Annotated in this window: 19 protein-coding genes and 1 pseudogene; 13 read left to right on the top strand and 7 right to left on the bottom strand. The window is 66.1% G+C overall.

Features of this window, described 5'->3' with window-relative positions; translation table 11 throughout:
• The first annotated feature begins 15 nt into the window (after positions 1-15).
• A complete protein-coding gene (locus GLP40_RS23090; RefSeq protein WP_154790092.1) occupies positions 16-657 on the top strand; it encodes a LysE family translocator in 642 nt (213 codons plus the stop codon).
• A 362-nt stretch (positions 658-1,019) separates the two neighbouring features.
• Positions 1,020-1,370, top strand: coding sequence for a hypothetical protein (locus GLP40_RS23095; protein WP_196054757.1), 351 nt, complete (start codon positions 1,020-1,022; stop codon positions 1,368-1,370).
• Here the strand turns inward: GLP40_RS23095 and GLP40_RS23100 are convergent.
• From GLP40_RS23100 to ligD, 4 genes are all read right to left on the bottom strand, one after another.
• Positions 1,361-1,582: a three-helix bundle dimerization domain-containing protein gene (locus GLP40_RS23100; RefSeq protein ID WP_154790094.1), complete on the bottom strand. Its 222-nt coding sequence runs from the start codon at positions 1,580-1,582 to the stop codon at positions 1,361-1,363. The two genes, GLP40_RS23095 and GLP40_RS23100, sit on opposite strands and share 10 nt — an antisense overlap.
• A 345-nt stretch (positions 1,583-1,927) precedes the next feature.
• Positions 1,928-3,331, bottom strand: a complete 1,404-nt coding sequence (locus GLP40_RS23105; RefSeq protein WP_154790095.1) for an amino acid permease — start codon at positions 3,329-3,331, stop codon at positions 1,928-1,930.
• 162 nt (positions 3,332-3,493) lie between these two features.
• Positions 3,494-3,907 (bottom strand): pyridoxamine 5'-phosphate oxidase family protein, encoded by a 414-nt coding sequence (locus GLP40_RS23110; RefSeq protein ID WP_154790096.1) that lies wholly within the window; start codon positions 3,905-3,907, stop codon positions 3,494-3,496.
• Between the two features lie 71 nt (positions 3,908-3,978).
• Positions 3,979-4,917, bottom strand: a complete 939-nt coding sequence (gene ligD, locus GLP40_RS23115) for a non-homologous end-joining DNA ligase (RefSeq protein ID WP_154790288.1) — start codon at positions 4,915-4,917, stop codon at positions 3,979-3,981.
• A 483-nt stretch (positions 4,918-5,400) separates the two neighbouring features.
• Here ligD and GLP40_RS23120 point away from each other — a divergent pair, with 483 nt between their 5' ends.
• From GLP40_RS23120 to GLP40_RS23130, 3 genes are read left to right on the top strand one after another with little or no spacing between them, the layout of a single operon-like run.
• Positions 5,401-5,862: a hypothetical protein gene (locus GLP40_RS23120; RefSeq protein WP_154790097.1), complete on the top strand. Its 462-nt coding sequence runs from the start codon at positions 5,401-5,403 to the stop codon at positions 5,860-5,862.
• A 26-nt stretch (positions 5,863-5,888) separates the two neighbouring features.
• A complete protein-coding gene (locus tag GLP40_RS23125) occupies positions 5,889-6,041 on the top strand; it encodes a hypothetical protein (RefSeq protein WP_154790098.1) in 153 nt (50 codons plus the stop codon).
• 43 nt (positions 6,042-6,084) lie between these two features.
• Positions 6,085-7,002 carry a 2-hydroxyacid dehydrogenase gene (locus GLP40_RS23130; protein ID WP_154790099.1) on the top strand — a complete coding sequence of 306 codons (918 nt, stop codon included), beginning with the start codon at positions 6,085-6,087 and terminating at the stop codon, positions 7,000-7,002.
• Between the two features lie 14 nt (positions 7,003-7,016).
• Here GLP40_RS23130 and GLP40_RS23135 read toward each other — a convergent pair whose 3' ends face one another.
• From GLP40_RS23135 to GLP40_RS23145, 3 genes are all read right to left on the bottom strand, one after another.
• Positions 7,017-7,607, bottom strand: a complete 591-nt coding sequence (locus GLP40_RS23135) for an Rv1733c family protein (protein ID WP_456094006.1) — start codon at positions 7,605-7,607, stop codon at positions 7,017-7,019.
• A 114-nt stretch (positions 7,608-7,721) separates the two neighbouring features.
• Positions 7,722-7,964 (bottom strand): hypothetical protein, encoded by a 243-nt coding sequence (locus tag GLP40_RS23140; RefSeq protein ID WP_154790101.1) that lies wholly within the window; start codon positions 7,962-7,964, stop codon positions 7,722-7,724.
• A 28-nt stretch (positions 7,965-7,992) separates the two neighbouring features.
• A complete protein-coding gene (locus GLP40_RS23145; RefSeq protein WP_154790102.1) occupies positions 7,993-8,730 on the bottom strand; it encodes a tyrosine-type recombinase/integrase in 738 nt (245 codons plus the stop codon).
• A 348-nt stretch (positions 8,731-9,078) separates the two neighbouring features.
• Here GLP40_RS23145 and GLP40_RS34030 point away from each other — a divergent pair.
• From GLP40_RS34030 to GLP40_RS23180, 8 genes and pseudogenes are all read left to right on the top strand, one after another.
• A pseudogene (locus GLP40_RS34030) lies at positions 9,079-9,249 on the top strand (IS3 family transposase); the annotation flags it as partial.
• Positions 9,250-9,614: 365 nt separating this feature from the next.
• The gene (locus tag GLP40_RS23150) at positions 9,615-10,925 is read left to right on the top strand and encodes a phenylacetate--CoA ligase family protein (RefSeq protein ID WP_154790103.1); all 1,311 of its coding nucleotides are present in this window, start codon (positions 9,615-9,617) and stop codon (positions 10,923-10,925) included.
• Positions 10,926-10,933: 8 nt separating this feature from the next.
• Positions 10,934-12,649: a prenyltransferase/squalene oxidase repeat-containing protein gene (locus GLP40_RS23155; RefSeq protein ID WP_328290554.1), complete on the top strand. Its 1,716-nt coding sequence runs from the start codon at positions 10,934-10,936 to the stop codon at positions 12,647-12,649.
• Positions 12,650-12,658: 9 nt separating this feature from the next.
• Positions 12,659-13,051, top strand: coding sequence for a hypothetical protein (locus tag GLP40_RS23160; RefSeq protein ID WP_154790104.1), 393 nt, complete (start codon positions 12,659-12,661; stop codon positions 13,049-13,051).
• A 21-nt stretch (positions 13,052-13,072) separates the two neighbouring features.
• Entirely contained in the window at positions 13,073-13,384 is a 312-nt protein-coding gene (locus GLP40_RS23165; protein ID WP_154790105.1) for an acyl carrier protein, read from the top strand.
• On the top strand, positions 13,374-14,417 hold the full coding sequence (locus GLP40_RS23170) for a class I adenylate-forming enzyme family protein (protein ID WP_196054758.1): 1,044 nt from the start codon (positions 13,374-13,376) through the stop codon (positions 14,415-14,417). The genes GLP40_RS23165 and GLP40_RS23170 overlap by 11 nt, the downstream gene beginning before the upstream one ends.
• Positions 14,392-15,936 carry an aromatic amino acid ammonia-lyase gene (locus GLP40_RS23175; protein WP_196054759.1) on the top strand — a complete coding sequence of 515 codons (1,545 nt, stop codon included), beginning with the start codon at positions 14,392-14,394 and terminating at the stop codon, positions 15,934-15,936. Before GLP40_RS23170 ends, GLP40_RS23175 begins: the two co-directional genes overlap by 26 nt.
• Positions 15,933-16,700 (top strand): SDR family NAD(P)-dependent oxidoreductase, encoded by a 768-nt coding sequence (locus tag GLP40_RS23180; RefSeq protein WP_154790108.1) that lies wholly within the window; start codon positions 15,933-15,935, stop codon positions 16,698-16,700. Before GLP40_RS23175 ends, GLP40_RS23180 begins: the two co-directional genes overlap by 4 nt.
• The last annotated feature ends 13 nt before the right edge of the window (positions 16,701-16,713 follow it).

Here is a 16,713-nt window from a genome sequence, read left to right on the forward strand (position 1 = left end):
TGTCAGCATCGACGGATGCCGCATTGGATCGAGGTGCTCCCCGCTTTCACTCTCGCCTGTCTGATTCTGGCGGTGCTGCCGGGCCCAGCGACCGCGCTGTTCCTGCAACGGTCGGTCCGAGACGGCCGCGCCGCCGGTCTGGCGGCGGTGGCGGGCAATGAGATCGGTATCTTCGGCTGGACGCTGGCGGGCGGCGCCGGCTTGTCGGCGCTGCTGGTGGCCAACCGGGTGCTGAATGTGGGCATTCATCTGCTCGGGGCGGTCGTGCTGGTGTGGCTCGGCATCCAGGCATGGCGCGGGTCGCGCGGCGATGACGTCTTCGGGGCGGCGCTGACCTCGGCCCTGCCCGGTGGCCGCACTCCGGCCTCGGCGTTCCGGGCGGCGCTGATCTCCATTGCCGCGAACCCGAAGGCCGCGATCTTCGGCCTGACGATCCTCCCCCAGTTCCTACCCGAGCGCGGTCCGGTCCTGCCCACGGTGCTGGCCCTTGCCGTCATCCAACTGGTCATCGATACCACCTGGTGCGTGGGCGTCGTCCTGGCCGCCGACCGTGCCGGAACCTGGCTGCGCCGCACCGGAATCCGCCGTCGCATCGAACGCACCCTCGCCGCCGTGCTGGTGGGCCTGGGCCTCGGGCTGGCCGCCGACACCCGCTGAGCAACGGCCGTATCGGCCACGGGTGTGTGCGGCTCGAGGTGGCGGCGGGCGAACCGCACGCCGGCCTCGATCTCAGGCTCGTCGATGCCGGCGCAGCCAGCCCCTGGCCGGTGGATTCGCGTGCGCCGGCGGCCTCGCAGTCCTCGAGACGCGTCGACTGCGAGCACGCCGCCGCGCTCACCCCTCTGCGCCGGGCGCGACCGTCGATGCGACACACGCATAGTTCCGATGGCCGGTGGAATTCCGGTGGAGCGACGACATCGCACCCCGGCAGGCGCGAGGCTCGGCGTGGCGGCGGGTGTCGGGCAGGACGACCATGGTGGTATCGCAGGTTCGTCGAGATGCGGGCAGGAGGTGTGGACATGGTGAACGACGTGGAGAAACGGTGGAACGATCCGTCGATGCTGCGGCATGCGACCAGCTATGTCCTGGCCGTGCTCGGCGGGACCGCGGTCGCGGCGGTCATCGCGCTGATCTGGGCCGCGGCTCGGCCCGCGTGCCTGAACGCCGGATCGAGCCTGTGTGACGCCACCTCGCGGGTCGTGGTCGGGCTGGTGCCGGGCGGGATCCTGCTGTTCGGCGGGATCGGAGCGCTGGTCATCTCTTTCCGGGCCTGGCGGGCCGAGCGCGCGTGGCCGATCTGGCAGGGGGCGGCGTGGTTCCTGTTCACGATCATGGTCGTGTACCTGAGCATCGCCACGACTCAGGGATGAGCCGGGACGGACTGCACGCCGGACATCGCGGCCAGTTCAAGGGCCGCCCGGCGTTCTATCAGCAGTGGGACGAAGTTGCGAACTTTCGCATCGACGAAGACTTCGCGCGCTTGGGCGACAACGCCCGCGACCCGGCTCGGGGGTACTTCGGGATGGCGGCGGATCAATCGTTCGAGTGCGAACTGGATCTGGGTGTCCTCGTCATCGCGCATGTACCGAATGCTCCTCGGTTCATGGTCGCGGTGGCAGGGTACTTCGGCTCCGGTTCACCGGGACCCGGCCCCGCACACGCCGCGTCAGCGGTCCGATCGTGGTGGTCGAAGGGTGCCACGGACACCGACTCGCGGGCAGCACCACCGGCAGGGCCATCGCCGCCCGCCCGGCCGCCGGTGCCCGGCGTGTTCGCTCGGGGCGTTCACCGGGGGCGGCGGGCAACGGGCGGGCGGCGTCCGGACGAGCTGGTCTCGACGGGTGTCGCGGCACCGTGGAGGGGTCGTACGCAGCCGAATTTCTCCCCGACGATCTCGAGGGCGCCGCACGCCCACCGAGAACAGCTGTTATACAGCGCTTTCCGAGAACTTGCGGGACAGCAGGGGGTAACCGGCGCACACCAGCGCACCCCACACCGCACCGACCACGAGCGCGCTGCGGCCGTCCTCGGTGAAGAACAGCAGCACCACGACCAGCACCAGGAAGGCGAGCGCGAACACCGTGGTGAACGGCGCACCCGGCAGGCGGTAGTCGCTGCGCGGCAGCACACCCTGCTTGACGCGGAGGCGGTAGAGCAGGTGGCAGACCAGGATCACACCCCACACGAAGATGATGCCCATGGTCGACACGGAGGTGACGTACCCGAACGCCTTGTCCGGCGAGACGTAGTTCACGGCCACGCCGATCACCATGACCCCCGCGGATACCGCGATGCCGGCCGCGGGGACCGATCGGCCGCTCAGCGAGCCCAGTGCGGCCGGGGCCTCCTCGCGCTGCGACAGGCTGCGCAGCATGCGGCCGGTGGAGTAGATGCCGGAGTTGCAGGACGACAGCGCCGCGGTCAGCAGCACGAAATTGATGATGCCCGCCGCGCCCGGAATACCGATCTGCTCGAAGATCTCCACGAACGGGCTGCGGCCCGAGTGGAAGGTGCGCCAACTCGACACCGACATGATGACCACGAGCGCGCCGACATAGAACAGGCCGATGCGCAGCGGCAGGCTGTTGATGGCCTTGCGCAGGGTGCGCTTGGGGTCGCGGGCCTCACCGGCGGTCACGCCCACCAATTCCACACCGACATAGGCGAATACGACGATTTGCAGGGCCAGCAGCGCCTGCCCGAACCCGTTGGGGAACACGCCGCCGTCGTCCCAGAGGTTGGTGACGGTGGGGTTGGCGGCGTGGCCGAAGTGGAAGACCAGCACGCCGAGGCCGATCACGATCATGGCCACGATGGCGGTCACCTTGATGGTGGAGAACCAGAATTCGCCCTCGCCGAACAACCGGACCGACACCAGGTTGGCGATGAACATGATGCCCAGCACCACGAGCGCGGTCACCCACTGCGGGATGTTGAACCAGTACTGCACGTACTTGCCGGCCACGGTGATCTCGGCCATGCAGGTGGCCACCCAGACCGCCCAGTAGGTCCAGCCGGTGGCGAAGCCCGCGAAGCGGCCCAGGAACTCATTGGCGTATTCGGCGAAGCTGCCGGTGACCGGACGGTAGGTGAGCAGTTCGCCCAGCGCCCGCATGATGACGAAGATGGCCAGGCCGGCGGCCAGATAGCAGAGGATGAGTGCCGGGCCCGCCTTCTCGATCGCGCCGCCCGCACCGTAGAACAGGCCGGTGCCGATCGCGCCGCCGATGGCGATCATCTGGATGGTGCGCGGCGACAGGCCGCGGGAATACCCCTCGTCGTCCGTGGGTGCGGTACCGGTGTCCGGTAGCTGCCTCTCCGATGCAGTCAAATGCGGTTCCTCTCACGTACGTGCGGCCGGAACCCGCCGTGTGGGATCGGAAGACGCCGGGCCGCGCCGAGCTCGTCGGCGGATTGCCGCGCTCGGCCCAACGGCGTGTCACGCTACCGGAGTGGTATTCGGGGTCACAGCCACCGCCGCGCGTGGCGTGACCTAACCGTTCTCGTCGATCAGCTCCAGACCGGTGACTACCCCGGCCTCGATGCAGACGACATGATCCATCGGCAGATTGATCCAGGGATCCAGCAGCGTCTCGTAACGCTGCACCTGCTCCGGCTCGATGACCACCCGCGCGACTCCGGTGACGATCACGCTCCAACCCTGCCGGGTGTGCTCGTCGAAGGAGTCGGCCTCGTAGGCCACCATCTGGCCGTCGCCCCGCAGCAGGCTGGCGCCCAAATGTGCCCGCACCACCACGATGCCCTCTTCGACGATGTGATTGACCGGCCGGATGATCGGAAGTCCGCGGCGCGCGTAGACAATTCGCCCGTATTGCGCGCCGGCCAGCCGTTGCAGTGATTCAGCAGCCGAGAGCTCGCGCAGCTTTCGTGCCCCAACGCCGCCCATCCTTCTGATTGTGGTCGAAAGCGGACGTTTACGCCAATTGCCTTGTCGCATCTCATGGTTCGTTCCCATCATCAGCGCACAGGCGGCACGACCACCAGTGCCGGCGGCTTGTCGGTGCGCAACCCCTTCCAGCTGGGCATGCGCAGCCGCTCCCCGGAGAATTCGCGATACTCCACGTCCGCGACCAGGACGGGTTCGACCCAGCGCCAGCCGCCCGCGGCGGCTTCCGGCGGCGGCTGATCGAAAGGGCTTGCGGCGACGGTGATCTCGTCGAGCGCTTGCCGCAGCACGCGGCGGGCGGCCAGCGTGAACCCGGTGCCGACATTCCCGATGTAAACCAGCCGACCGGTTTCATCGTGTGCGCCCATGACCAAGGATCCGAACGTCGTCTCGAACCCGCCCGCGCCGGGCGTCCACCCGACCACCACCACTTCGGTGTTCTGCCGCAGCGGCGTCTTGATCCAGGCCGGCGACCGCCGCCCCGGCAGGTACACCGAGTCGGTGCGCTTGGACACGATTCCCTCGATCCGATGCTCCCGCGCCACCTCGAGCAACTGTGCCGCATCCACGCCGAGCCAGTGCGGCGGTACCGACAGCGGCTCTGGCGGTTCCAACTTCATCAGCCGCGCCCGGCGCTGCAGATACGTTTCCCTTGTGACATCGAGCCCGTCCACCCGCAGCACATCGAAGACGAAGAATCGCACCGGCACCTCGGCCACCAGCCGCTCCCCCGGCCGCGCGACGTGCATCCGCCGCTGCAACCGCCCGAATGACGGCGCGCCCTCGCGATCCTGCGCCACGATCTCCCCGTCCAAGGTCAGGGATTTATTGCCGGACAAGGCTTTCAGACCCGCGACGATCTCCGGATACGCCGCGCTCACGTCGTTGCCGTTGCGGCTGAACACCCTACATTCCCCGCCTTCGCAGACGGCGATGACGCGGACCCCGTCCCACTTCATCTCGACCGCCCACCCGGGCCCATTCGGCGGCGGTCCCGCGGTCGCCAGCATGGGCGCGGGAGCACGGCGGACGGACGCGGCCACCCGTGCCGCTACCCGCGCCGACAACCGGGCGAAGGGGACATGCCCGAGAGTTTGCTATTCAGTTGCCAACGTGTCGTAGCGGCACGCCGAGGACAACCGGTTCGTTACGGTCCGCGCGCCGTCGCCCCTACCTCGCCGAGACGCCGTGCTTGCGGATGGCGTCGACAACCTCGCCGTAGGTGAGCGATGAGGCAACCGGGATGGTCACGACCGCCCGATCGATGCTCACCCCGCTGGTGGAGTCCATGCCGCGCAGCGCGCTCGGCGAGGTCCGCCTCGGTGGCGAAGTGGGGTAGGTCGTAGGTGAAGGTCGACATGGGACGCTCCCGTTCGCCGCCGAATGATCGGCATCGCGGACATGGCCACCGGTCCGGCGGACAAACAGCGGAACTCGCCGGCCAACCTACCGGTCCGGGGTTTGGCCAGCAGGTGAACGGGCATTGCCCCCTTATGTTCACAATCATCGGACTCATCGCTCTCCTGGGCGCTGTGACCGTGGGCGTGGCCGGGATTCAGGCCAACAGCGGTGACACCCACGCACTTCCCAACGGCTTCACCGTTTTCGACCACACGTATCACGGATCCGCCGGGCTACTGTTCGCCTACGGGATCCTGATCGGCGCCATCAGCACAGCGGGATTGATTCTGACCCTGGCCGGAGTCTGGGCCTCCTCGCGGCGCGGGCTGGTGGCGCGGCGGGAACTGCGCCGGTCGCGGCGCGAGATGGCCGCGGCTCGCAGGGAACTCGCGAAACCGGCGACGGCGCCTGCTAGCGTAAAGCAGCCCCGCAAACCCGCGGATTCCATGGCCGGGACTTCGCCGAAACATGCGTTCTCCAAACCGAACTGGTTGGTCAACCGCTTCCGCAGCCATCCGGGGACGCCCACCGAAACACAATCCGTCGCCAAATAGGACTCCGGTCCTCAGAGGACAATTCGATGCTCGCCGTGTTCGGCCTCGCACTGCTCGACGCGGGCTGGCTCCTCGCCACCCCGGTGCTCACCTCCCTCGGAATCATCGCGTTGGCCGTCGCCGTGATCCGCTGGCTGCTGGGCACGCCCGCCCGCTACCTCGCCCATCCCCGCTATTGACCGGGGCCGACCGGCGTCTGCGCGGTCGGCTAGCGTCGCTGTCATGACGGTGACGGTGCTGGTTCCCGACGATCACGGTTTCGCGGCGGTCTCACGGCTCGAGGGCGCGCGGCCGTTGCGCTACGCCCTCGGCGAGCCGCTGCCCGACGGGGCGGACCAGGCGGAGGTGTTCGTGCCCACCTTCCTGGCGAATCGGCCCGAGATCGTGGAACTGGCGCGGTCGTTGCCCACGCTGCGACTGGTGCAGTTGCTCACCGCGGGGGCGGAGACCTGGGTGGGCGCTCTGCCCGATCATGTCATGATCTCCACCGGGCGCGGCGCGCACGGTGCGAGCACGGCAGAGTGGACGATCACCGGATTGCTCACGGTCTACCGGGAATTCACCGAATTCGCCTTCGCCCAGCGCGAGCACCGATGGACACAGCATCGTACGGATACCTTGCACGGCAAGCGAATCCTGATCATCGGGGCGGGTGATCTCGGCACCGAGTTGCAGCGCATGCTGCTGCCTTTCGACACGACAGTCGAACTGGTCGGTACGCACGCTCGTGAGGGCGTGCACGGCGTCGAGGAAATCCCGGACCTGCTCCCGCATTTCGATGCCGTCGTGCTCATGGTCCCCGTCACCGCGGCCACCATCGGCATGGTCGACGCCGATTTCCTGTCCCGTATGCCCGACCGTGCCATCCTGGTCAATGCCGCCCGCGGTCCGGTCGTGCGCACCGACGCCCTGCTGGCCGAACTGCGATCCGGCCGCCTGCGCGCCATTCTCGACGTCACCGACCCGGAGCCGCTACCCACCGACCACCCGCTGTGGGATGCGCCCGGCCTGCTGCTCACCCCGCACGTCGGTGGCAGCAGCAGCGGAAACCTACGGCGCGGCTGGTCCATCGCCACCGCGGAAATCGCGCGCTACCTCGCGGGCGAGTCACCCCGGAACCTGGTAAACGGCGAATACTGAGCTTCCGCAGGGAGTTACAGGGTATCTTTGCCGATGGGCCGGTTGATGCCGCGCCATTCGCGCTCCCAGCGCGCATACCGTCTGGCATCCAACACCGTGCCCGCGAACCACACCGTCGCGGCGGCCGCACACCAGGTTTCGACCAGCACGGCGAGCCCGGTCCCGATCCCCTCCGCGGCCGCGGCACCTGGCCGCGCGGGGGCCAAGGTCGGCTGCCCGTTCTTGATCCACAGCGTCACCGTGGCTCCCGCGACCTGCGGTCCCGGCACGTCCACCGTGGCGGTCGCGAGCTTGCCGTCGCTGTCCCACTGCACCGCGGCCTGATACCGCGTCTGACCCGCGTAATGATCCGAATCCGGCAGTCGCACGGCATCCGCCGTCTCGGTGGCCGTGACCTTGGTCTTCCCCGCGTCCTGCACCTCGATCCGAGCCTGCGCCCCCGTATAACTCACGGTCCCGACGGCCCCCGCCACAGGCACCGCGGCGGCCACCACCACCACGGCCACCGCCCGCAACACCACCTCGGCCCGATCCGAGACACGCATCAGCCGACTCGGATTCCACGGCCGCATTCGCCAGAGCCGAGTCGGCAACGAAGGACGCATCGACACCTGGACCGCCTCTCTCCACGCGTCGTCGTACCGATTACACCGGTAGCTGTACCCACTCTGATACGCCTCGAACCTGGTGAAAGTCAAGGTCACAGGGTTGCGAGTACATTAAGCGGCCTCCAGATTCCACTTTTCCTCCACTTTTCGCGGCCGCAACGACTCCATGGCCACCGTGTTGTCCACCGCGGGGCGGACGTAGCCCTCCAGGTCGATGTAGTGCACCGTGGCGATCGTCGATGCCTCCGCATGCCCGAGTTGAGCACTGGCGCGCAACGGCTCGTTGGTCTTGCCCGTCACGTACGTCGCGGCAGTGTCTCGGAAGTTGCCGAACTGCACCCATTCCAGAGGCATACCCCGAACCACCTTCTGCAACAACTGATCAGCCGCTCCGCGGGGACACCAGGCAGTCTCGCTTGCTGACCAGCACATGTGCGCTGTCGTCCACATCGCCGGCCTGCCGACGCCACTCGCGCAGTTCGACCGTCGGCCACATCGGCAAAGTCAGGTAGTAGAAGCGAGCGTTGTTCTTGCGCTTGTCCTGCCGGAACGCACCGTCCTTGCCCTTCACCACCGTCCCGCACACGTGTATGACCGCACACTCGTCGCCGCCCCGCAGATCCACGTCCATCCATCGCAGCGCGAGAGCTTCACCGATCCGTAGACCGGTTCCCAGCAGGATCAAGAACAGGATGATCCGATACTTCGTACCCTGGGCACGAGAGACGAACAGGTCGTACAACGCTTCATGGTCAGCCAGCCGCAGCGCCTTCTGTTTGCCTCCACGAGCGCTGGGGTTCCTCACCGGCAGCATCGGGCTGTACTTGAACGGACCTACCAGGACCAAGCGTTTGAAGATCGCGGTGAGGATCGAATAGTGCTGGTGCGCAATGCCAGGCACCAACTCCGCGATGTCGTCCAGATAGTCGGCGAGGAACCCCGGATCCCCGACCTCGCCGAGAGTGAGGTGTCCCAGCAGCTTCACCGCGTCGTCTCTCGACTTCGGCCCCTCGGAGACGTAGATCATCCGCTCGTAGATCGCGAGGGTCTGCTGCTTGATCTCCCCTCTCGTCACACGCTTCCGAGTGACCTCCATGAACCAGTCGAAGACGTCGATCATCTTGTCCTCGGTGGTGAACCGCCTCGACGCAATCTGAGTACGCCTCTTACGAACCGAACCTTTGTACCGATTGACCTCGAACTTCCGGTCCCATTCGGCCAGGCACACTCCTTCCGTGTACGCCTAGTGGCGCTGGTGCGCGTGTACGCGCCGCTGAAGGTTCGATGCTTGACGCGGTACAAACGCCAGACACCATCGGCACCCTTCACAGGCTCCAATTGCCTTTCGCCGGTAGTTCGCCCGGCACCATCCTCTCCCTGGGCATGAAAACCCCTCTCTGCGCCTACGGATCGATTTGCGTCCTCTCCCACGCGAAGTAGTCCTCGCTGGGATACCGGACTCGCCCACCTGCGAGCCGACGTCCTCGACCGCCGGCACTGGGCGACCCGTGAGGAGCTGCGCCTGGCGATCGTCATCTGGATCGAACGGACCTACCACCGCCGTCGACGGCAACGTCGACTCGGCCGACTGACGCCGATCGAATTTGAGACAATCAATCAGCCCGCACTCGCGGCCTGAAAACACCACACCCCGCGAGTCAACCGAACTCGGGGCAGTCCCGAGGCATCATTCCTCGGCTGTCAAGTTCGATCAGCTACCCTGCGGTGTCATCAATTCTGTTGCCGCACCGAAGACCTCCGAACGCCTGCTGAAGACGGTCGAGAGGAAGTGACTTGTTCGCACGTGGCAAGCATGAAACCTGTTGTTCTGCAACCTCTTCGCACACCTTCGTGGCCGATTCGCGAGCCTTTACCCTCATGGTGATCCGAATTCTTGAGGCACATCTATGCGCGGACAAGGATATTCAGTACTGGTTCTATTGATTCGATGTGAACTGTTGCCGAGACCAGGGACGCAGTTCATCTGATCTGTTGGGGGGAATCTTGCTGATCAGCAATGCCAATCTTCTCGCGACTCTTCTGGACGCGAGAGATTCCGTGAAAGCCCATCTGGGACGAGAGTATTCCTCGGAATACTACGATCGGCGATTGGGTGTGGTCTGGGATCGGGCACGAGAAGCAAAAGCATACCGCCACCTGCCCGAATACGAATTCGTCACGTTCGGCGAGCAACCGCTGACCGCGAAAGAGGATATCAAGGAGACGCCCTGGGACTTCATCGTCGCCGACCCGGCCAACGTCGCCAAATATTATGAAACAACTGGGACCACAGGCCGTGTCACGCCGACCCCGCGCACTGCCGACGACATAATCTGGAACACCGTTGCCGTGGCCGAGGCCTGGCGCGAAGTCCTGCGCGACGATGACCGTGTTGCGATACTGCTGCCTTCGGATGTCGTGCCGGTTGCGGATCTGATTGCCGGCGTGTGTGAATATAGGGGTATTCCCCACACGCGCAATTACCCGTTCACTACGGGAATTTCCGATTGGGACCGGCTGCTCGGCCTTTGGGATGCGTTCCGCCCGACCGTCCTGTTCGCGGCACCCGGCGTGGTGCTGCAATTGAGCAGGCTGCTGCAGAACCGTGGTGTCCTGCAATCGGTCTCGGAACAGATCAGGGCCATCATGTTGCTGGGCGAGGTAAGCACGCCCGCGCTGCGTGAGCGTCTCGGTAGCTGGTGGGAGGCTGCAGTCTTCGACGCCAGCTACGGCAGTACCGAGACAGGCACCCTGGCGGTTGCGTGCGGTCAGGGACAGCAGCATCTGATGACCGCAACCAACTACTTCGAGCTGGCTACCGAAGCTGGAGTTTCAGCTCTCGACAGTGTGAGCTCAGGAACGTTGGTCGTGACTCCCCTGAATCTGTTCGCGAGACCGCTGCTGCGATTGGACACGGGAGATGAGGTGAGCGTCGATCGCGGTTGTCTCTGCGGCAATCTCGCTCCGACGGTGACCGTCCACGGTAGGAAGTCCGATGCGATCGCGGTCGCCGGTCACGCGCTGGATATCCGGTCAGTGGAGAACATCGTCTACGGCGCGACCGCTGCGACCGGTTATCTGATCGAAGTCGCCGCCGACGGAAGCAAGGCGAGAATTCTGCTGGAACGTCGCCGGTCGGCAGACAGTCATGACGACGCGGAACAACTAACTGAACTGCACCGACGCAGCAAGCACGCACTCGGAATCGCCTGGAGCGAAGCGCTGTTTGTCAACACCCTGCCGATCACCACAAAAAGCGGTGGATCACAGAAGAGTTGGAAGCGATCCAATATCCGAGTGGTGGAGGGCCTGTGAGCAATTCAGTGGCCCTGCTTTCGGGGACGATCACCGGCCTGGGCACCGACGAAGGCGACCTGTGGTGCACCTACGCCGCGATCCGGACACTGTCGTGGCTAGGCAGGCTCGACGAAATTCCGAATCGCGCCGACACCGTGGATTTCCTGCTCAGCAAACGCAATACCGACGGCGGCTACGCCTGGAGCCGAGGAATGACCTCGGATGCATGGGCCACGTTCTATTGCACGCAGGCACTGCGAGATCTGGGCCATCTGGTCCCCGACATCGAACGGACCGCCGAGTGGCTGTCGCTGACCTGGTCGGGTGAAGCGTATGCGATGACGCCGGGTCAGGCACCCGATGTGTGGGCGACGCATTTCTCTACCCGCACCGCGATCGAAATCTGTGGTGTCGACGTTCCCGACCGGGATCGGCTGATCGACTGGCTGCGCCGATTACAGAGTCCCGCCGGCGGTGTGAGCTGGACTCCTGAGCACGCGGTGCGTGGCATCGCGGATGTTCGGGCCTGCCACTACGCTACGACGACGTTTCACACATTGGCCGGTCAGCACAGCGCGATCGCATTGCCTTGGCGCACAGACGATTTGATCGACTGGATTCAACATCAACAGCTGCCCGATGGTGGATTCCGGTTCGCGGAATCGGCGACCGAGGCATGCATGTGGGCAACCTTCCGCGCGACAGCTGCCCTGGCCTGGCTCGATGCCGCGCCAGCCGAGCCGGTCGGGACGTGGATCGCACGCCATCGAGGCAGTACCGGTGCCTACGTTCGATGGGATGGATACGACGTCGAGGATGTCTGGGCCTCATTCTGTGCAGTAGGCGCATTGCGGGCGTCAGGTGAGCACTCACCGGCCAGCGATGCGATCGCCGCCCTGATCGCCACGATGGCGGTGCCTTCCGGAGGCTTCACCTACCGGGAGACAGGATCGGCTGCCGACGTACTGACGTCCGCGGCAGCGATTCTGGCGGCACCCGACAGCGCGGAGGCCGATCGGCTGCGCGCATGGATTCCCCGGTGCCTGCTCCCGAACGAGGGCGGGGTCATGTACATGCCGGGCCGCGGCGCGGAGGTCCGCTCGACGCTGTGGGCGCTGAGCGCCGGTGCGTTCGAGCGCGACGAGCGGGCTCGTCGACGCATCGGTGCCTGGCTGACATCGATCCAGAATCCCGACGGCGGATTCGGCTATTGGGAAGGCCGGGGATCGGATCTGGTGTCGACCGCGGCCGCTGTCGAGATCGCAGTCTCGCTGAGCGAGCCGATCGGATCGGTCATCGACATCGCGGCCTTGGCTGGTTTCGTGGGCGAATGCCGCACTTCGGCAGGCGAATACGGATCGGCCCCGGGAAGTCAGGCGAGCGCGCGTGCGGGCCTTCAAGCGTCGCGGATCTTTCTGGCCTTGGGCGACTCGCGAGCCGGCGATGCAGAGCGGTTGCTGCAAACGCACCGGGTTCGAGGCGGCGGCTGGGCCAACGACGGCAATCGTGTCCCCGACCTGTTGTCGACGTATGAGGCGGTCGTGACCGCCGACCGGTTGGGGATCGCCCTCGACACAGAACATGTGCATCGGTTCGTCGATCGGATCAGCGCCGCGTCCGGATTCCGGTGGAGTCCGCTCGCGGCGAATTCCGGTGGCGCGCTAGCCCATTGCCTGGGCTCCCTGCTGCGCAAACGTCTATCCGACCGCACGGCGCGACTGCCTGCGCTGACCCTGTCGTAGCCGAACACGATGCCGACCATCGACCTGTTCACGACCGTCCTGCCGCTGGCACACAAGAAATCGATCGCCGTGGCACTGACCCGATGGCTTGCCGACCGAGAAACGTCGCCGCGCAACGTGATCGTCACCTTCCACCAGCTCGAACCGCACTCCACCTTCAGCGGCGGTATCGCGTTGGACGCGCTGGTCGCCGGTGACCACCGACCGCACTACGCACTGGCGCTGTGCCGCATCGGACCAGACCGCGACGACCACTTCCGCGCCGAATTGGCCCGGCAGTTGACGACGCAATTGCACACCCACGGTCCGGTCCCCTTCGTCTACATCGAATTTCGGACCACGGCACCAGCTCAGGTCTACATCGCCCGTGATGGTGCGCTCACGCGCGCCGACACGCCCTGACACCCAGATTCCGAGGAAGCCATGACCACCCAAATTCCTACACCCGAACAGCTCACCCAGCGCGTCCGGGGCGCGTTGCGGGCCGTGCTGGGACCCGACCTCGATACGGTCGCCGACTCCGACGAGCTGCGCGACAAGCTCGGTGACCTCTACGACAGCCTGCGAGCAGTCGAGTGCATCACCCGCATCGAGGAGGAGTTCGGTATCGAGGTGGACTACGTCGGCCATGACGTGCGCTACGAGTTCGCAACCCCCGAACGCATCGTGCGTTTCGTGCAGTGGCAGCTGCAGGATCTGGCCGCGATCAACGGGGTTACGGCCCATGACAGCTGACACACGCGGTGAGGAGATCGCCTTTGCAACCTCCGGATCGACCGGATCACCGGCCCGCTGGTGGCGGACCGTCGTCCAGATCCGCGCGGAAGTCGCGCTCGTCGCCGCCGAACTCGGAGCGGTCGGCCAAATCGTCAACTTCGCGCCGACCGGCCACCTCTACGGGCACCTCTACGGCACGGTGCTGCCCGAATTGATTGACGTCCCGGTCCATCACGGATGGCGCCACCCCGCAGCGGTCCCGAATATCAGGACCGGCACTCCCACCCTGCTGGTATGCCTGCCATCGAGTTGGCCGATCGTGCGCAGCATGGCAGCGATGCTGGCGGGGTTGCCGTCGGTGACCGCCCTCCACGGGACCGGTCCGGTGACTGCGGCGGCCCGCACGACGGCCGAACGACTGGCCTCGCCGCGCTTTCATCCGGTCGAGATCTTCGGCTCGACCGAGACCGGCGCGATCGCCACCCGAACGATAGCCGCCGAAGACAACCAGCCATGGACGCTGTTGCCCGATGTGCAGTTGATAACCGACCGCAACGATGGGCCTCAACCATTGCATGTACGCAGCCCCCGGCTGGCCCGGCACGAAACGACGCCGCACTACCCGCAGGCACTACACCTCGACGACCTGGTCGAACCCCTTCCGCATCGACGGTTTCGCCATCTCGGCCGGGTATCGAGACTGATCAAGGTGAACGGAGTTCGCTGCAACCTCGACCAGATCGAGGCCAGCCTGCACCGTTTGCATTCTGACAGCGAATTCGCTTGTGTCGCTGCCACCGACGAGCTGCGGGGAGAGCACTACGACCTCTACTACAGCTCGCCGCCCTCAGGACCGGGGACGCGGGAGATCTGGTCGAGCTTCCAGCAGGTGCTCGGGTCGAGCCCACTTCCTCGGAGAATTCACCGCGTCGAGACACTGCGGCGTTCGGCGACCGGAAAAGTGCTGGCGGATCAACTGTACGAGCGGAATCGGCCCGAAACCCACAGACAGGAGACGACCAGCCGTGCACGGCAGCGTGTTCGACTCTGACCCCAGCACATCCGCGCTCGACCCCATCGCCCGATGGCTGGCCCGGACCGGCCGGCAGGTCCGCTTTCCCGTCGACCCCGACACCCTCACCCGGCTGGTTCACAGTCGACGTGTACTCGACCGGGTTGCCGCCCGCACGCCCGTGTACGGACTGACACGGGGGTTCGGGCCGCTGGTCGACTTCGATGCGCACACTGATACACACCGCAGCGGATCTGGGCTCATCGATCATCTGACAGTGGGTCAAGGTGATCCGCTCACTCCCGAGGTGGTGCGCACGATGATCTGGTTGCGGCTGTCGAGCATGGCCAAAGGCTATTCCGCAGTCTCGGTCCCTGTCTGGGAAACCCTCGTCGCACAGTGGAACCACGGCATCACACCGGTGGTACCGCGCGACGGAAGTCTCTCGGCCAGTGGTGATCTCGTGCCACTCGCGCATGCTGCGGCGGCCCTGGCCGGACGCGGCAAGCTCTGGTGGCACGACCAAGGATGCCTTCATGCCCTCGACGCCGACGACGCGCTGGCCCGTACGTCGGTGACAGCGGTGCGCTGGGATGCGCGGTCGGCGCTGGCGTTCGTCAACGGGACCAGCGCCGCCCTCGCGGCGACACTGCACAATCACGTCGAGCTCGCCTGCTTGGTCGTCGCGATGGCCACCGCGACCGGCCGGCTGGTGACGTTGCTGGGCAGCAACGTCGAGCCCTATCGGGATGCGCTGTCGCGGGTACGCAATCAGCGCGGGCAGCAGCGGATCGCAGCGGTCATCCGCTCGAACATCGATCCGACCACGCCCGGCTCCCAGAACAGGCCACTGCAGGAACCGTATTCGCTGCGATGTGCCCCGCAGATCCTCGGGGCAGTACTCGATCAGCTCCGTCTGCAAGGCGAGATCCTGCTCGCCGAAGCCGACGGCACCACCGACAATCCTGTGATCGTCGACGACACCGTCCTGCACGGTGGCAATTTCCACGCTGCCGCTGTGGGATTGGCCAGCGAACAGTACGCCGGTTGTGTCCATCAGGTGGCGTTCCTGGCCGAGCGGCAGCTGGCGCTGCTGGTCGATCCCGCCCGCAACGGCGGCCTGCCGCCGCTGCTGACGCCCACCCCAGGACGCAGCAGCGGGCTTGCCGGTGTCCAGATCGCCGCCAGCTCTCACCTCGCGGCGATCCGTCAGCACGGCTACCCGGCGTCGCTGACCGCGCTCCCGACCAATCTGGGCAACCAGGACTGCGTTCCGCTGGCTCTCAACAGCGCCAACGCAGTCACCGACAGCCTTGCGAGAGCGTGGTGGATCGTCGGTTCCCTCCACGTAGGAATCGTTCAGTACCAGCATCTTTCGGACCGGGCTCGGCGCGACACCTGGTGGGACGGGCTGGCTGACGCAGTTCCGCCGATCGTGGCCGACCGCCCGATGCACGCCGACATCGTGCGCGTGGCCGAGCTGGTCCGCGCGAGATTTCTCCCCACGATCGGCGCAGCGCCGGTCGATCACCTCACGACACCAAGGAGTACCGCATGAGCTCACGAGTCGTCCTCGTCACCGGTGGCGGCACCGGAATCGGCCGCGCGAGCGCCGAACGATTCGCGCGAGACGGTGATCGAACAGTTCTGATCGGCCGCCGGCTCGAGCCGTTGACCGCTGCTGCGACCGAGATCGCAGACGCGCACGACCAGGCCACGAAACCAGCTGTCGTACAAGGTGATCTGAGCGATCCCGACGAGGTGGAGCGCGTCGTCGGCGAGGTGAAGCGGCGTTTCGGAGCCATCGACGTGGTGGTCCACGCCGCCGGCGGAAACGTCGAATTCGCCGACTCCGCGCCCAGCGACTCGTCTCTGCACGCTGTAGCGCGGCGCTGGAACGGCAACTACGCCAGCAATGTACTATCCGCGGTGCTGCTGTCGGAGGCGGTGGGGCCGTTGCTGTCTGATCACGCGCGCCTCGTGTTCCTCAGCTCGATCGCCGCCTACCGCGGGTCGGGCACCGGCTCCTATGCGGCAGCCAAGGCTGCCCTGCACCCGTACGCTTTCGACCTGGCCGCCCGCCTCGGCCGCCGGGGCACCACCGTCAATGTAGTGGCCCCCGGATACGTGTCGGGTACCGAGTTCTTTCACGGAAGACTCAGCGACACACGCGAGAAGGCCCTCGTCGCTCAGACCGTGACCGGCCGCGCCGGCACTCCCGACGATATCGCCGAAACCATCCATTGGTTGAGCTCGCCCGCGGCCGCGCACCTGAGCGGACAGATCGTGCAGGTCAACGGCGGCGCGCTCTACGGGCGATGACCCACGCGTTCGA

The organism is Nocardia aurantiaca, assembly GCF_009708175.1.
Taxonomy (GTDB): Bacteria; Actinomycetota; Actinomycetes; order Mycobacteriales; family Mycobacteriaceae; genus Nocardia; species Nocardia aurantiaca.

Bases quoted from the DNA above. Each gene is read 5' to 3' on its own strand.
- GLP40_RS23180 (WP_154790108.1), top strand. From the start codon at position 15,933: ATGAGCTCACGAGTCGTCCTCGTCACCGGTGGCGGCACCGGAATCGGC.
- GLP40_RS23145 (WP_154790102.1), bottom strand. From the start codon at position 8,730: ATGATCGACGTCTTCGACTGGTTCATGGAGGTCACTCGGAAGCGTGTG.
- GLP40_RS23095 (WP_196054757.1), top strand. From the start codon at position 1,020: ATGGTGAACGACGTGGAGAAACGGTGGAACGATCCGTCGATGCTGCGG.
- ligD (WP_154790288.1), bottom strand. From the start codon at position 4,917: ATGCTGGCGACCGCGGGACCGCCGCCGAATGGGCCCGGGTGGGCGGTC.
- GLP40_RS23160 (WP_154790104.1), top strand. From the start codon at position 12,659: ATGCCGACCATCGACCTGTTCACGACCGTCCTGCCGCTGGCACACAAG.
- GLP40_RS23140 (WP_154790101.1), bottom strand. From the start codon at position 7,964: ATGCCTCTGGAATGGGTGCAGTTCGGCAACTTCCGAGACACTGCCGCG.
- GLP40_RS23100 (WP_154790094.1), bottom strand. From the start codon at position 1,582: ATGCGCGATGACGAGGACACCCAGATCCAGTTCGCACTCGAACGATTG.
- GLP40_RS23165 (WP_154790105.1), top strand. From the start codon at position 13,073: ATGACCACCCAAATTCCTACACCCGAACAGCTCACCCAGCGCGTCCGG.
- GLP40_RS23090 (WP_154790092.1), top strand. From the start codon at position 16: ATGCCGCATTGGATCGAGGTGCTCCCCGCTTTCACTCTCGCCTGTCTG.
- GLP40_RS23130 (WP_154790099.1), top strand. From the start codon at position 6,085: ATGACGGTGACGGTGCTGGTTCCCGACGATCACGGTTTCGCGGCGGTC.
- GLP40_RS23110 (WP_154790096.1), bottom strand. From the start codon at position 3,907: ATGGGCGGCGTTGGGGCACGAAAGCTGCGCGAGCTCTCGGCTGCTGAA.
- GLP40_RS23120 (WP_154790097.1), top strand. From the start codon at position 5,401: ATGTTCACAATCATCGGACTCATCGCTCTCCTGGGCGCTGTGACCGTG.
- GLP40_RS23125 (WP_154790098.1), top strand. From the start codon at position 5,889: ATGCTCGCCGTGTTCGGCCTCGCACTGCTCGACGCGGGCTGGCTCCTC.
- GLP40_RS23135 (WP_456094006.1), bottom strand. From the start codon at position 7,607: ATGCGTCCTTCGTTGCCGACTCGGCTCTGGCGAATGCGGCCGTGGAAT.
- GLP40_RS23170 (WP_196054758.1), top strand. From the start codon at position 13,374: ATGACAGCTGACACACGCGGTGAGGAGATCGCCTTTGCAACCTCCGGA.